Source organism: Achromobacter sp. Root170 (genome assembly GCF_001428165.1).
Taxonomy (GTDB): Bacteria; Pseudomonadota; Gammaproteobacteria; order Burkholderiales; family Burkholderiaceae_B; genus Achromobacter; species Achromobacter mucicolens.
This window is the reverse complement of the sequence record NZ_LMHN01000015.1, coordinates 563,977-578,227: the sequence shown is the minus strand read 5'-3', so window position 1 is coordinate 578,227 and position 14,251 is coordinate 563,977. Positions and strand designations below refer to the sequence as shown.

The following is a 14,251-nucleotide window of genomic DNA, read 5'->3' as shown; positions in this document are numbered from 1 at the left end:
GAAAGTCGGCGAGCGGGTGGATGCGTCGCCATCAGTCACGACTTTAGGAGCGCGGCTGGGGCTGCGCTTATCGATCGGTGCGGGAACTTATCGCAGAGTCAGATCGCGTGCTAGGTGTATACACCTAGAGCCCGGCAATGCCTGAAATCGCGCCCATAAAATTCCCGCAAATGGCCTCGGTGGACAGGGGCACCGGCGAGAGTCAGCGCGCTCATCGCCCGATCAGAAATTGGGAGACAACGCATGCAGGAAACTTACGCCTTGCACGAGGGCGTATTCGGCCGCGCGGTCGTGCTGGAACTGCGCGGGGACCTCATCGCGCATGCGCACGCGGAAATGCAGCTGGCCCTTTGGCTGGGTGGCGCCCGGGCCGAAGCGCACGTCGGCTCGAAACTGGTTCGCTACAGCGAACAGCTTGCGCTGGGCACGAACACCTATGAGTCCCATGATGCCCGCCTGCTCGACCGTTCTGGCCCGGCCGTCTTCCTTGTCCTGTACATTGCCAAGCCCTGGCTGGACGAGCGCCGCGCCGCCACCGGCAGGCCATTCCATTTCACCGCGCCAGGCGTGCCCATCGATCCGGCGGTGCGCCAGACCTGTTGGAGCCTGCTCGACAAGATCGTCGCGCCGCAGGACCACCCGCGCGCCGACATCGACGCGGAAGTCGAGGCGCTGCTGCATGCGGCAATCGAATCGTCTTCCCAGGCGGGCCGCCCGTCCGGCCCCGCGCCGCGACCGCAGACGCTGGACCGGCGGCTTCGCACCGCGATCCTGTACATGCGAGACAACGTGCACGAACCGGTTGCGGTGGAAGACATCGCCAGCAAGGTGGGATTATCGCGAGGCCATTTCTTTGCGCTGTTCCGGGACCAGCTCAATACCACGCCGCAGGTCTTCTGGAGCGCGGTGCGCGTGGAAGAAGCCGTGCGCAGGCTGGTCCAGCAGGAACAGCCGCTGACCTCGGTGGCGATGGACCTGGGCTTTTCCACGCCCGGCAATTTTTCGCGTTTCTTTCGCGATCACATGGGGGTTTCGCCGTCGCGCTTTCGGCGAGCGGCGACGGGTTCCGCGCCGCATCTATTGACTGGAATTCCCTGAAGGAGAAAGTCGCGCAGGTGATGGCGCTACGACTGGCCGCGCTCGCTGCATCGATCCACGCCGCCGACCCGTCGGTCGGCACCGGCGGCGCCCCGGCCATCAGCCGTTCCAATTCCGCCTGCATGGCCTGAGGCAGATATGCCTTCAGGATTCCGATGTTCGCCCTGACGCAGGCCACGGCCTCGGCCGGCGTGAACCCCTCTTCGACCAGATGGCCGATGTCCGACGGGCGGCGAGCGTGTTGCCCTTCCAATCCGCGCGCCATGCCGCGATGTCGCCATAGCTGGAGTGTCCGGCGTCGATCAGTTGGCGCAGCATTGCAGGCAGCGCAATGCCGCAGTCTTCGGCCAGTTCGGCAAGCGCCACCATGGGTTGATTCCTTTCGTTAAAACTCGAGCACATCCAGAAAGACCTCGGCCTCGTCCGCGTCCCCAAGGACGGCGGTCAGCGCCTGCAAGGCACGCGCCCGGTGCTCGGGCTTGATCTCCCAGTCATCGTTGCGCAGATCTTCGTCGGCCTCCAGGCAGACAAGACCCACCGCGGCAGCGGCGGCGGCGAACGTCGGCAGGTCGGGGGCCACCATCCCGGCATCCCAGGCGCCCGCGCCGTGCCGGGCATGGAGGATCTGGCCGGTACCCGTATCCAGGATGAAGGGGTCCGCGTTCTGGTCGGCGATCATCAGCCAGTTGTCCCGCCAATCGTCGACCCGTTTTCCGCTCACGGCATCCCAGCGATAGCCGGCCTGCCGGTCCCACAGCTTATGCAAGGGTGCAAAGCTGATATTGGTTTCGGACAGCGTGATGCCGACCGGTCCCACGTTCTGGTGACGGGTGGCGCCCCACGGGCCCACCTGTTCGTAGAAGTCGGCCACCCCCTGCGGCAGCGCGAGGCTGCCTTGCCACTGTTCGCGCGGCTGCGGGCGCAGTTCGCCAAACCGGGCGAACTGCGCCCGGACGTGTTCGAAGGAATTCATGTGAGTGCGTGTCCTGGCAAGCGCCCGCGGCTTGGAGATAAATCGTGCGGCGCCAAGACCGCATTTTGCTACATTTGAACGCCCGCCTTATTGCGCCCACGGACAGACCATGCGCCCACCGTTTGCTGTTTCCGCACGCCCCGCCCCCACGACGGGCATTCTTCGTTTGCGGATCCTGACGCCCCTGGCCGTCCTGGCCGCGCTTTTTGCCGGCTCGGACGCCCACGCGCAGCAATGGTTCGAGGTGCCGCCGCGGCCAGATCACCCGAACGTGTCCATTCGGATCGGTGGCCTGCCGGAAACGCGGCAGGCCTCGGGGACCGCCAAGGGGAAGATGGAAATGCGCTACACCGCCGCCCAGACGATCCCGGGCGGGGACAAGCAACGCGCAAGCTATGACCGGGCGGTCACGGACGTGCTGTTCGATTGCCGGCGGGCGCAGGTCGGTTTCCTGCCGTCCACCACCTACTACCTGCGCGACAACCTGGTGGCCGCCATCAAGGACGAGACCTTGGACGAAAGCCAGGTGCAGTTCGTGCGCTTTGCGCCAGGCAGCCCGCAAATGAAGGCTTTGCAGGCCGCCTGCGGCAAGTAGCGGGCTATGCCAGCATCAGCGCCCCGCGCGCTTGCGCCGGCGCCGGATCCTGGCCGCGCCGCGCGCTGTCTTCGGCCAACCGGAACACACCTACCGCCCGCACCAGCTCGCGCGCCTGATCCTGCATCGAACCCGCGGCGGCCGCAGCTTCCTCGACCAGTGCCGCGTTCTGTTGCGTGACTTCGTCCATCTGCGCCACGGCCCGGTTCACCTGATCGATACCGCTGGCCTGTTCGTGCGAGGCGGCGGCGATCTCGCCCATGATGTCCGTCACATGCTGCACCGCCGTGACAATCTCCTGCATGGTTGCGCCCGCGCCTTCGGCCTGCCGGGCGCCCGCGCCGACCTTGCCTACGGAATCCTCGATCAAGGCCTTGACCTCGCGCGCCGCCTGCGCGCTGCGCTGGGCCAGCGAGCGCACCTCGCCCGCCACGACGGCAAAGCCCTTGCCCTGTTCGCCCGCGCGGGCCGCTTCGACCGCCGCGTTCAGCGCCAGGATGTTCGTCTGGAAAGCAATGCCGTCGATCACCGACACGATGTCGGAAATCTTGTGCGAACTGGCCGAGATGTCCTGCATGGTGCCCACCACCGCGGACACCGCCGCGCCGCCGCGCAGCGCAATCTCCGATGCGCTGGCCGCAAGCTGGTTGGCCTGGCGCGCGTTGTCGGCGGTCTGCTTCACGGTGGAGGCCAGCTCTTCCATGGAGGCCGCGGTTTCCTCCAGCGATGCGGCCTGCTCTTCGGTGCGGCTGGACAGGTCAGTATTGCCAGCGGCGATCTGGCCCGACGCGCTGGAGATGGTCTCCGATCCCTGCCGGATCGCGCGGACCGCGCCCGCAAGCCTGTCCTGCATGTCTTGCAGGGCATGAAGCAGGCGTCCTGTCTCGTCCCGGGACCCGGCTTCGATACGCTGGCCCAGGTCGCCGCTTGCCACCGTCTCGGCAGCCTTGACCGCCCGGGCGAGCGGACGCGTGATCGAACGGCTGACCCGCCAGGCCAGCAGGGCCCCCACTGCCAGCGCCAGCGCCGACAGGCCCGCGTTCAGGCGCTCGGCCTCGTCGATGACCGCCTGGCTTGCGATTCCCGCTTCGTCCATCTCGGCCGCCTGCTGCCGGGAAAGCGCAATGATGTGATCCTGCAGGCTGTCCAGGATGGGCAGCGTCTCCTGCAAGAGCCGCTGGCGGGCGCCCTCGCGGTCGCCGCCTTTGAGCACGGCGCCAACCGACTGGAATGACTTCACGTAACGGCCACGCGCTTCTTCCAGCGCACGCAGCCGGGCAGCGGCGTCCGCGGTCTTCATCAACGGCCGCATCGTGGCCAGGGCCTCATCGATGCGCTTGCGGTTGGCTTCGATCAGCTCGAACAGCCGCTGCGTCGCGGCCGGGTCCGCGTTGACGATCAGTTCCAGATTGGCGCGCGCGTTGGCGCGCGTTGTCACGTCGACCACCGATATCGCATTGGCCTTCGCCCAGGTTTCCTGAGTGATCATGCGGTTGATGCCGCCAATGCGCGTCAACTCGTAGTGCGACAGGCCAGTCAGGGCCAGCAGCAGGGCCAGCACAGCGCCAAAGCCCAGGCTCAGCCGGGCGCCAATGGAGAGATTGCCGAAATGGATGCGAAGCGTCTTCATGAGGGTCTCTTGCAGGGGTGTCGATCTTCAGCCATTGCCATGCAATCAGGTGCAGCGTTAACACACGGAAATTTCATGGAACATCGAACAGGGGGAAAACCCCAGTCTAGGTTTGATGTCACATTTCGCAAATATTTATCCGTTAATTAATTTGCGATTGAACAAAGACAACGCACTTATGCTGCGCAGCAGCAACGTAATTGACATCAACTTGACGTACTGCAGTATTCAGGCGCTTTATATGGCGCATGCAGGCTTTGGGGAGCTTCCGATGAAACCCTTGGAAAACAGCGTGACCGTCTCGCTGGCGACGACGGCCAATGACGCGCTGGTGCAGGCCTTCGCGCGCCTGTTGCCTCAGTTGTCCGCAAACGCGGCGCCGCCGTCGAAGGCGGATCTGGACGAGATCATCCACGCGCCGGGCAATCACGTATTCATCGCCAGGATGGCGCCCGATCAGCGCATCGTGGGCACCCTCACCCTTGTGCACTTTCGCGTGCCCACCGGCATCCGCGCGTGGATCGAGGACGTGGTGGTGGACGAACAGGCGCGCGGCTTGAAGGTCGGCATGGCGCTGACGCGTGCGGCCATCGCAAAAAGCCGCGAGCTGAAGGCCCGCACCTTGGACCTGACGTCCAGCCCAGGGCGCATGTCCGCGCACCATCTGTACGAGTCGGCCGGCTTTGCGATGCGCGACACGCGCGTCTACCGGTATCAGGGCTGAACGCTCTGGCGCTATTGATAGCGCTCGCGGTACCCGACGGGCGACATGCCGCAGTACTTGTTGAAGATGTCGCGAAAAGCCTTGGTGTCGTTGTAGCCGACTTCGTACATCACCTCGGCGACGCTCTTGCGCGACGTTTCCAGACGCTGCTTGGCGGCTTCGACCCTCACACGCTGCACGTATTCGACGATGCTGTTGCCCGTGGCCTGGCGGAACCGCCGCTCCAGCGTCCGGCGGCCAAGCGCGTGCCGGCCGGCCAGTTCCTCGACGGTGATCTTTTCGCGGTAGCGGCCTTCGATGTATTCCTGCACCGCCCGCACAATGTCGTCCGCGTGCGACTTCTGTCCCATGAAGACGGAAAACGGCAGCTGGCTTTGCCGGCTCCAGTCCAGCTGAAAATACTTGGCGCACCAGATGGCGGTGTCGCGATCCGTGTATTTCTCGATCAGGTGCAGCACGAGGTGCGCGGCCGAGAATGCGCCCCCGCTCGTATACACCCCGTTTTCCGCCATGACGACGCGATCGCTGGTCCACTGCACCGTGGGAAAGAGGCTGGCGTAAAGGTTTTGCGCCACCCAATGCACGACCGCCTGCTGTCCGTCCAGGACGCCGCCCGCGGCCAGCAGCGCCGCGCCCATGCACAGGCTGGCTACCTCGCCGCCCTCGCGGTGGTGGCGCGACAGCCATTCAATCAGTTCGCGGTTGGACAGCACCGCGTCCGACACCGATCCCAGCAGCGGCGGCGCGATGCAGATATCGATATCGGTGGCGTCGGCCAGCACCATGTCGGCCTGTACCTTGATGCGTCCATCGTCCAGGCTGACCTCGCGCGTGAGGGCCAGCGTGCGCACATGAAAACGCGGCTCGCGGCCATGCGCGCGCAGATATTCGTTGGCCACCATGAACCCGTGGCGCGCGGTTTCCAGGGACGCAATATTGGCCCCCTTGGGCAGCAGGAACGCGACGTTTTTCATGTTGCCAAGCATACGCCTGCAAGCTGACGCAATCCACCCGCAAGATTGTCGCAATCGCCTATCTGAAACCCGCGCGGATCCCGATACAGTGGCTCCTGCCGACCCAGAAATCCGGACGGCGGCCGGGACGGATTGCGGACGCCCGGCCAAACCAGAACAACACGGACGTGAGGAGTGATCGATGGACAAGTACATAGATGGTTTCCTGCTGTGCGTACCCAAGGCAAACCTGGAGACGTACAAGAAGATGGCGACGCACGCCGAAGGCATCTGGCGCGAGCACGGCGCGCTGGATTACCGCGAAGGCGTGGCCGACGATATCGACGGGGAAGGTTTTGCGTCCTTCAGCGCGGCCGCCGGCGCGCGCGAGGGCGAGGTCGTCGTCTTCGCCTGGATCCTGTATCCCAGCAAGGAAGCGCGCAACAGCATCAACGCCAAGGTGATGTCCGACCCGCGCCTGGCGGACATGTGCTGCGAGGGCGTATTCGACGTCAAGCGCATGTGCTGGGGCGGTTTCGCCACGCTGGTCGGCAACTAGCCAACGCGGCCGCGCACTTTCGCGCCACCGTTCAACCACCCTGGAGACCCACCATGGCCACCCAAGCAGCCAAGCCCATTCCCGACGGCATGCACACGCTGACGCCGCACATCATCTGCGAAGGCGCGTCCGACGCCCTCGCCTTCTACAAGAAAGCCTTCAATGCCGAGGAACTGATGCGCCTTCCCGGCCCCAACGGCAAGATCATGCATGCGGCCATCCGCATCGGCGATTCGGTGCTCATGCTGATGGATGATTTTCCGGAATGGGGCAGCCTGGGACCGAAGGCGCTCAAGGGCACCCCTGCCGTGCTGCACCTGTACGTGACCGACGCGGATGCCGCGATCGAGCAGGCGGTGGCAGCAGGCGCGCAGGTCACGATGCCTGCCGCCGACATGTTCTGGGGCGACCGCTACGGCCAGGTGGTGGACCCGTTCGGCCACCGCTGGTCCATCGCCACGCACATCCAGGACCTCACGCCCGACGAAATCCTGCAGAACATGGCGAAGATGGGCCCGATGGACGGCTGCGGCGATCCATCGAAGCAGTGATGGCAACGCAGACGCGGCTCGCGACGGGCCGCGTCCCGCGCCATCAAGGGGCCAGTTGCGGATATGGCCCCAGGAAGTCCAACTTGCCGATCGGCACGCCTGCCTGGCGCAGGATTCCGTACGCGGTGGTCACGTGGAAATAGAAGTTGGGCAGCGCGAAGGACAGCAGATATTCATCGCCCTGGAACTCGGGCTTGAAATCGCCAAAGCTCAACGTGATCCGGCGCGCTTCGGCGCCGTCAATCTGCTCGGGTTTGACGCTTTGCAGATACGCGATCGTGTCCGCGACGCGCTGCTGCAATTGCTCAAGTGTGCTTTCGGTGTCGGCGAATTTCGGGGCTTCGCCTTGCGACAATCGCTGCGCTGCGAACTTCGAGGCATCGCTTGCGCGCTGCACCTGACCCGACAGCGGATACATATCGGGCGCGAGCCGCGCGTTCACGAGATCGGCAGGGTCAATGCCGGTGGCCTGCGCATGCGCGGCGGCCTTTTCGAGCAGCGCGGCCAGCACGTTCAGGCCGCGAATGAAGACAGGCACGGACGCCTGATACATGGACAAGGGCATGGCAAAGATTTCCGTAAGGGTGTGAGTGTGCAATCGCGATGTTACGCCGCGCCCGCCCCGCAAGCCGCCGGTAGCCGCGACATCACCGTTCCTTGCGCCTGAACAATCCCGCCGGGCCGCAATTGCCCAGCGATCCAGCGCGCTCACTGCGCCCCGGCAATCGCCCCCGTGCGCCGCTGCCCCTGAAAGAAGCGCCACACGAGCGCCGAGGCATCCGGACCACTGCGCGCGTGATAACGGATGGACGGATCGCCCCCGCTCCAGGCATGTTCCAGCCGCGTGATTTCACACAGGCGCAACACGGTCTTGCGGCCCCGCAGCACGTCCACCCGGCGGTAGGCCTTTTCGGTGCCCAGGCCCAGCACGCGTTCGACCGGCAACGCGTGCGGATCGGCGGTATTCAACGTGCGGAATTGTTCGAAGAGCTGCTTGGCGTTGCGGGGCGCCACGGCGGGATCGAGCTGGCCATGCAGGATCAGCGCCGGCATGCCCAGTTCGAAGACGGCGGGATCCGAGACCGATTCCAGCAGCGGCGCAAGCGGCTTGATGCTGCCGCGCCGCATGGTGCCCAGGCCGTGGCCCGCGTTGTGCGCGTCGCCGACGACCGGTCCCGAGTGCATGGCAACGGCGGCGATCAGGCGCGGATGCCGCAACGCGACCAGCGCCGCCATGCCCGCGCCCGCCGACAGGCCCGCCACATAGATGCGTTCGGGATCGACGCCGTGGCGCGCCACTTCGGATCGGATCAGCGCCGCGATCAGGTCGGCCTCGGCGCCGCCATGGTCGTCGTCGGGCTGAAACCAGCGCCAGCAGCGCTGCACCTGACGCGCCAGCGATTGCTGCGGATACAACACCATGAAGCCGCCGGCATCGGCCCACTGGTTCATGCGCGAGCCGCGCGCGAAGGCGACCGAGGTCTGCCGGCAGCCGTGCAGCATCACGACCAGCGGCATTCCCGCGGGCGGGGCGGTGGCGGGGGTGTAGCGCGAAAAAGCCAGCCTGCGGCCCGTCTTGTCAGAGAACTGGCGCAAGGCTTCCCAGCGCCCGGCGCCCAGCGGCGCCGTGTCGGCCGCCGCGGCCCTACCCGCGCCCGCGGCGCCAGCGGGCCGCGCCGTTTTGGCCGCCCGTCCGGTCGTGACGCCCGCAGCCTTCTTGCGGGCCGGGGCCGCGCGCTTGCGGGCGGGTTTTGGGGCCGCCAGGCGCATCGCCGCGCGCTGGAGCCGGGTGATCTTCTTTGCCGCTTTGAAAAACAGACTGCTGAAACTGCGCGCCATTGAGTGGGCCTGTTCGGAAGTTCCTGTTTGCCGCGCCATCCGGAGAAGCCGAGGGCGTCAGCGCCGGACGGCGGTCGCCGCGGCTATGCCGCTCCGCAAGACAGATGCCTGTCGCGTGATGAGAACTTTCCAACCGTGACGCCGAGTGCCGGATTCATGGGTGCTTCCCTTAAGAGTGTCGATCACGGCAGCGCCACGCGCGGCCGACGTGCAAGCCCAAAGTGAAGAACGCGCGCCGCCTCTGCCGGGCAGTTCGTTCGCGCGTCAAATTCGCGCGTCAAATGTATCACAGAGTAACTAACCACCCTGCCTGCGCGGCTCGTCCTGTTCGCCCCGCTCGCCTGGATCGCCTACTTGGGTCTCAACCTTGCACCAGATCAAATCTTTCCGGTATCGGCCGGCAGAACTGAACCCTTGCGCTTGAGCGCCCGAACCAAAAGGCCTAAGGTGGGCAACTTGTCACAAACAGGTCCCCCATGTTTCCCAACGACCGACCCCAGACCCTGGGCGAAGAAATCGCCAACAGCATCAGCCACGGACTTGGCGCCGCCGGCGCGCTGGCTGGCGCACCGCTCCTGATCGCCGCCGCAGTGCGTCAGGGCGATGCCGCCTTCATTGCCGGCGCCGCCGTGTTCGCGGCCTCGATGTGCCTGCTGTACCTCGCGTCCACCATCTATCACGCGCTGCCACGCTGCCGCGCCAAGCAGATCTTCAACGTACTGGACCATTCGGCCATCTACCTGCTGATCGCCGGCACCTACACGCCGTTCGCGCTGGGCGCGCTGCGCGGACCATGGGGCTGGACCCTCTTTGGACTCGTCTGGAGCCTGGCGCTGCTGGGCGTGGGCCTGAAGGCGAGCAAGCGGCTCAACCGGCCCGCTCTGTCCACCGGACTGTACCTGGCAATGGGCTGGATCGTCGTCATCGCGGTCAAACCGCTGCTTGAACTGGTGCCGGCCGGCGGACTGTGGTGGCTCGTGGCGGGCGGGCTGGCGTACACCGGCGGCGTGGTGTTTTTCGTCTTCGACAACCGCTGGCGCTACAGCCATTTCATCTGGCATCTGTTCGTGCTAGCAGGCACCGTCTGCCACTTCTTTGCGGTGTTCTGGTACGCCGCCTAACGCCGCAACGGCGCCTGAGCAGCCGCGGGCGCCTGCCGCAAATACGCAGTCGGCGGATGGCCCAGCACGCGACGGAACATCGTTGAAAACGCCGCAGGGCTTTGATACCCGAAATCCAGCGCAATTGCCGTGACGGGGTCGCCCTCGGCCAGGCGCGCCAATGCCAGCACCACACAAGCGCGCTGCCGCCAGGCCAGATACGACATGCCCGTGTGCTGCCTGAAAACCCGGCTGAAGGTGCGCAGGCTTACGTGCAGCCGGTCGGCCCATGCCTGCGGCGGCATCAGCGCATCCGGCGCGGCGATGAACGCGCGGCATAGCGGCGCCAGACGCCTGTCGCGCGGCAGCGGAATATGCAGGGGCAGAACCGCCGCGCGCTCGATCTCGTGCAGCAGCAAGGCAGCCAGTGCCCCATCCCGGCCGCGCGGATCATAGGCGGCGGGCATATCCACCGCCTCCAGCAACAACTCGCGCATCAGCGCGGACACTTCAATCACCTCGCAGACAGTGCGGTCCGCGCGCGCCGCGCCCGGCTCGATGTACGCGCTTCGCGTGCTGACGCCCAGCATGCGGACCTGATGCGTCACACCCGCCGGAATCCAGACGGCGCGTTGCGGCGGCACCACCCAATTGCCGTCGCGCGTCACGACGTGCATGACGCCCGTCGCCCCGTACAGCAACTGCGCGCGCCGATGCGCGTGCGCCGGTAGCAGGCCGCCGGGCGGATAGTCGTTGCCGATGGCCACCACCGGGCGGTCAAGGTTGTCGTAGCGGTCGATATGGGTATTGCGCATGGGATCTGCCGGGAGCGAGGCGCCAGCCTGGATGTGACGCGTCCACGGCGCAAGGCGTTGGCCGAAACGAAAACATCATTGTCCCACCCTCGAAAGCGGGCCAACCGCTGGCGTCCTATCGTGGCGCTTTTCCTGATTGGGCAACGACATGATCTATCTGGTGTTGGCGCTGGTTGGCGTTCTGAGCGGCGTCACGACGGTGCTGTTCGGCTTTGGCGGCGGTTTCGTGGTGGTGCCGGCCCTGTATGGCGTGTTGACGTCGCTGCATGGCGCGGACGACGCGATGCGCCAATCGGCGATGCACATCGCCGTGGCCACTTCCACGTGCGTGATGATCGTCAACTCAGTCTCGGCCACGCGCAAGCATTGGCGCGCCGGCAACCTTATCGGTGAATACGTCTGGCCGCTGGCGGGTTATATCGCGGCGGGCGCACTGCTGGGCGCGCTTGCCGCCATGCACGCCGGCGGCGACTTCGTGCGCCACGCGTTCATCGTCTATCTGGCGGCGACTGTCCTGGATTGCGTGCTGCGCCGGGGCTTCATGTCTGGGCGCGACGACGCGGGGCCGCGCGGGCTGGACCGCGTTACCGCGATGGGCGGCGGCGTCGTCATCGGAATGATTGCCGCGTTTCTAGGGGTGGGAGGCAGCGTCATGACCGTGCCGCTGCTGCGCCGGCGGGGTCTGCCCATGGCCAAGGCCGCCGCCATGGCCAATCCGCTATCGCTGCCGGTCGCGCTGGCGGGCACGCTGGCCTACCTGGCCGCCGCGCGCGACCTGCCCCAGGCGCTGGCGCCGTGGATTGTGGGATATGTGGACATATTGGCCTTCGCGGTGCTTGCGCTGGGGTCGCTGGCCGGGATTCACCTTGCGGCCCCGCTGATCCCGCGCATCCCCGACCGTGTGCATGCCCGCGTCTACGTGCTGCTGCTGATTCTCGTCATGTTGAGCATGATCGCGCTCTAACCCTCGATTTTCGGCAAACCTAAGGAAACATCGCGGCCAGCAGCGACTACGAAACCGCGCAAAACGTTTCGGGTGCGCTCCCGGGGCGCCCCCCGCCCAGGCGCGGTCGTCTCGTGGCCTGCCGAAACAGGAAAACACATCGCGAAACTTGTCCGCCGGCCCCCCGGATCGTCATCATGGTCGGACTTTCAACCGGAACAAGGAGTTTTCATGCAGCGTTCCACTTTTGCATTCCTATCCGCCGCCGTGCTGACGACGGCGCTGTCCGGTGCACCCGCCCTGGCTCAACAAAGCGCGCAGGCCCCGGCGCAGACGCAGGCCCAGCCCGGCATGGCTCCCGCCATCCAGAAACCGACGGATCAACAATTGCAGAAGTTCGCTTCGGCTTCGCAGAAGATTTCGGGCGTCGTTGACGAATACCGTCCCAAGGTCGACGCCGCCAAGACCGATGAGGCCAAGCAGAAGGTCGTTCAGGAAGCCGACGCCAAGATGGTCAAACTTGTCCGCGCCGACGGGCTGTCCGTCGAGGAATTCAACGGTATCGGCCAAGCCGTGCAGCAAGATCCCCAGCTTCGCGACCGTCTGATGAAGATGGCGCCGGCGCAGCGCTGACCTGCAACGGCAATCCAAACGGACACCACATCGGATTCCGCCCGCGTACGACGCGGCTAATTCGATGACTCGGCGCCGCGATCCCTGCTGGGGCTGCGGCGCCTTGTTCATTGGACCTGTCAGGTCTTCAGGCGATAACCCGTCTTGAAGATCCAACGCACGCCGATCAGGCACGCCACCAGGAAGACCAGTGTCATGCCCACGCTGATTTCGATACTGACGTCCGACACCCCGAAAAACGCCCAGCGGAAACCGCTGACCAGGTAGACCACGGGATTGAACAGCGTGACGGTCTGCCAGAACGGCGGCAGCATGTTGATGGAATAGAACGTGCCGCCCAGGAACGTCAGGGGCGTGATGATCATCAGCGGAATGATCTGCAGCTTTTCAAAGCCGTCGGCCCAGATGCCGATGATGAAGCCGAACAGGCTGAACGTCACCGCGGTCAACACCAGGAAGGACAGCATCCAGAACGGGTGCGCCACGTCGAACGTCACGAACAGACGCGCGGTGGCCAGCATGATGAGGCCCAGGATGATGGATTTGCTGGCGGCCGCTCCCACGTAGCCCATCAGGATCTCCACGTAGGAAATCGGCGCCGAATGGATCTCGTAGATCGTGCCGGAGAATCGCGGCATGTAGATGCCGAACGAGGCGTTGGCGACGCTTTGCGTCAGCAGCGACAGCATGATCATGCCGGGCACGATGAACGCGCCGTAGCTCACACCGTCGATTTCGACCATGTGCGATCCGATGGCCGAGCCGAACACGACAAAATAAAGCGAGGTCGAAATCACCGGTGACAGCACGCTTTGCATCAGCGTGCGCCAGGCGCGGGCCATTTCGAAGAGGTAGATGGCGCGTATGGCGTAGAAGTTCATGATTGACCGTGCACCAGGCTGACAAAGATGTCCTCGAGCGAGCTTTCCGAGGTATTCAGGTCCGCAAATTCGATCTGCAGGCGGCTCAGGTCCTGCAGCAGACGCGAGATGTCGCCGCCCCGTTCGTTGTCATAGGTATAGACCAGCTTGTAGCCGTCCGCAGACAGTTCGAGCTGGTAGGCGTCCAGCGCCGTGGGAATGCCCGGCAGCGGCGCTTTCAACGTCAGCGCAAGCTGGCGCTTGCCCAGCTTGGCCATGAGCGCGTTCTTTTCCTCGACCAGGATGATCTCGCCCTTGCGGATGACGCCGATGCGGTCCGCCATTTCCTGGGCTTCTTCGATGTAGTGCGTGGTGAGGATGATGGTGACGCCGCTTTCGCGCAGCCGACGCACCATTTCCCACATGCCGCGCCGCAATTCGACGTCGACGCCCGCGGTGGGCTCGTCCAGGAACAGGATGGCCGGTTCGTGCGACAGCGCCTTGGCGATCATGACACGGCGCTTCATGCCGCCGGACAGCGCCATGATGCGGCTGTCTTTCTTGTCCCACAGCGACAGCTCGCGCAGGACCTTTTCAATATAGGCGGGATCCGCCGGCTTGCCGAACAGCCCGCGGCTGAAGGTGACGGTGTTCCACACGCTTTCAAAGGCGTCGGTGGAGATCTCCTGCGGCACCAATCCGATCTTGGACCGCGCGGCGCGAAAGTCCGTCACGATATCGTGACCGTCGGCCAGCACCTTGCCCTGGGTGGGATTCACGATGCCGCAGATGATGCTGATCAGCGTGGTCTTGCCCGCGCCGTTCGGTCCGAGCAACGCAAAAATCTCGCCGCGCTGGATGTCCAGGTTGACGTTCTTGAGCGCCTGGAATCCGGACGCATATTGCTTGGATAAGCCTTGTACTGAAATGACTGGCTGCACGCGAGCCCCCAACTTGACCATAGCCGGAGGATTTTAC

General features: G+C 65.1%; 17 protein-coding genes. 8 read left to right on the top strand and 9 right to left on the bottom strand.

Annotation, left to right across the window (positions count from 1 at the left end):
* The first annotated feature begins 243 nt into the window (after window positions 1-243).
* Window positions 244-1,098 (top strand): helix-turn-helix domain-containing protein, encoded by an 855-nt coding sequence (locus tag ASD87_RS17030; protein WP_056323984.1) that lies wholly within the window; start codon window positions 244-246, stop codon window positions 1,096-1,098.
* Between the two features lie 144 nt (window positions 1,099-1,242).
* Here the strand turns inward: ASD87_RS17030 and ASD87_RS17025 are convergent, their stop codons facing one another.
* Both ASD87_RS17025 and ASD87_RS17020 read right to left on the bottom strand, forming a co-directional pair.
* Window positions 1,243-1,467: a hypothetical protein gene (locus tag ASD87_RS17025; protein WP_056323982.1), complete on the bottom strand. Its 225-nt coding sequence runs from the start codon at window positions 1,465-1,467 to the stop codon at window positions 1,243-1,245.
* Window positions 1,468-1,483: 16 nt separating this feature from the next.
* Window positions 1,484-2,071: an SUKH-4 family immunity protein gene (locus ASD87_RS17020; RefSeq protein ID WP_056323979.1), complete on the bottom strand. Its 588-nt coding sequence runs from the start codon at window positions 2,069-2,071 to the stop codon at window positions 1,484-1,486.
* 109 nt (window positions 2,072-2,180) lie between these two features.
* Between ASD87_RS17020 and ASD87_RS17015 the strand changes: the two genes are divergently transcribed.
* Window positions 2,181-2,666, top strand: coding sequence for a hypothetical protein (locus ASD87_RS17015; protein ID WP_156403442.1), 486 nt, complete (start codon window positions 2,181-2,183; stop codon window positions 2,664-2,666).
* Between the two features lie 4 nt (window positions 2,667-2,670).
* On the opposite strand, the gene ASD87_RS17010 is transcribed toward ASD87_RS17015, so the two are convergent.
* Window positions 2,671-4,296 carry a methyl-accepting chemotaxis protein gene (locus tag ASD87_RS17010; protein ID WP_056323974.1) on the bottom strand — a complete coding sequence of 542 codons (1,626 nt, stop codon included), beginning with the start codon at window positions 4,294-4,296 and terminating at the stop codon, window positions 2,671-2,673.
* 271 nt (window positions 4,297-4,567) lie between these two features.
* On the opposite strand from ASD87_RS17010, the gene ASD87_RS17005 reads away from it, so the two are divergent.
* Window positions 4,568-5,020 (top strand): GNAT family N-acetyltransferase, encoded by a 453-nt coding sequence (locus ASD87_RS17005; RefSeq protein WP_056324631.1) that lies wholly within the window; start codon window positions 4,568-4,570, stop codon window positions 5,018-5,020.
* An 11-nt stretch (window positions 5,021-5,031) separates the two neighbouring features.
* Here ASD87_RS17005 and ASD87_RS17000 read toward each other — a convergent pair whose 3' ends face one another.
* A complete protein-coding gene (locus ASD87_RS17000) occupies window positions 5,032-6,006 on the bottom strand; it encodes a GlxA family transcriptional regulator (RefSeq protein ID WP_056323970.1) in 975 nt (324 codons plus the stop codon).
* A 169-nt stretch (window positions 6,007-6,175) separates the two neighbouring features.
* On the opposite strand from ASD87_RS17000, the gene ASD87_RS16995 reads away from it, so the two are divergent.
* Together ASD87_RS16995 and ASD87_RS16990 are read left to right on the top strand one after the other, a co-directional pair.
* On the top strand, window positions 6,176-6,532 hold the full coding sequence (locus tag ASD87_RS16995; protein WP_056323968.1) for a DUF1428 domain-containing protein: 357 nt from the start codon (window positions 6,176-6,178) through the stop codon (window positions 6,530-6,532).
* A gap of 53 nt (window positions 6,533-6,585) precedes the next feature.
* Window positions 6,586-7,083, top strand: coding sequence for a VOC family protein (locus ASD87_RS16990; protein ID WP_056323966.1), 498 nt, complete (start codon window positions 6,586-6,588; stop codon window positions 7,081-7,083).
* Window positions 7,084-7,126: 43 nt separating this feature from the next.
* Here ASD87_RS16990 and ASD87_RS16985 read toward each other — a convergent pair whose 3' ends face one another.
* On the bottom strand, window positions 7,127-7,648 hold the full coding sequence (locus ASD87_RS16985) for a DUF1993 family protein (RefSeq protein WP_056323963.1): 522 nt from the start codon (window positions 7,646-7,648) through the stop codon (window positions 7,127-7,129).
* A 143-nt stretch (window positions 7,649-7,791) separates the two neighbouring features.
* Window positions 7,792-8,922, bottom strand: coding sequence for a PHB depolymerase family esterase (locus tag ASD87_RS16980; RefSeq protein WP_056323959.1), 1,131 nt, complete (start codon window positions 8,920-8,922; stop codon window positions 7,792-7,794).
* Window positions 8,923-9,398: 476 nt separating this feature from the next.
* Here ASD87_RS16980 and ASD87_RS16975 point away from each other — a divergent pair, with 476 nt between their 5' ends.
* A complete protein-coding gene (locus ASD87_RS16975) occupies window positions 9,399-10,043 on the top strand; it encodes a hemolysin III family protein (RefSeq protein ID WP_056323957.1) in 645 nt (214 codons plus the stop codon).
* On the opposite strand, the gene ASD87_RS16970 is transcribed toward ASD87_RS16975, so the two are convergent.
* A complete protein-coding gene (locus ASD87_RS16970) occupies window positions 10,040-10,837 on the bottom strand; it encodes a helix-turn-helix domain-containing protein (RefSeq protein WP_056323954.1) in 798 nt (265 codons plus the stop codon). The two genes, ASD87_RS16975 and ASD87_RS16970, sit on opposite strands and share 4 nt — an antisense overlap.
* A gap of 148 nt (window positions 10,838-10,985) precedes the next feature.
* On the opposite strand from ASD87_RS16970, the gene ASD87_RS16965 reads away from it, so the two are divergent.
* Together ASD87_RS16965 and ASD87_RS16960 are read left to right on the top strand one after the other, a co-directional pair.
* Entirely contained in the window at window positions 10,986-11,801 is an 816-nt protein-coding gene (locus tag ASD87_RS16965; RefSeq protein WP_056324629.1) for a sulfite exporter TauE/SafE family protein, read from the top strand.
* A 210-nt stretch (window positions 11,802-12,011) separates the two neighbouring features.
* Window positions 12,012-12,413 carry a DUF4168 domain-containing protein gene (locus ASD87_RS16960; RefSeq protein WP_056323953.1) on the top strand — a complete coding sequence of 134 codons (402 nt, stop codon included), beginning with the start codon at window positions 12,012-12,014 and terminating at the stop codon, window positions 12,411-12,413.
* A gap of 119 nt (window positions 12,414-12,532) precedes the next feature.
* Here ASD87_RS16960 and ASD87_RS16955 read toward each other — a convergent pair whose 3' ends face one another.
* Both ASD87_RS16955 and ASD87_RS16950 read right to left on the bottom strand, forming a co-directional pair.
* Entirely contained in the window at window positions 12,533-13,294 is a 762-nt protein-coding gene (locus tag ASD87_RS16955) for an ABC transporter permease (RefSeq protein WP_056323950.1), read from the bottom strand.
* Window positions 13,291-14,214, bottom strand: coding sequence for an ABC transporter ATP-binding protein (locus ASD87_RS16950; RefSeq protein WP_056324626.1), 924 nt, complete (start codon window positions 14,212-14,214; stop codon window positions 13,291-13,293). Before ASD87_RS16950 ends, ASD87_RS16955 begins: the two co-directional genes overlap by 4 nt.
* Window positions 14,215-14,251: the final 37 nt, after the last annotated feature.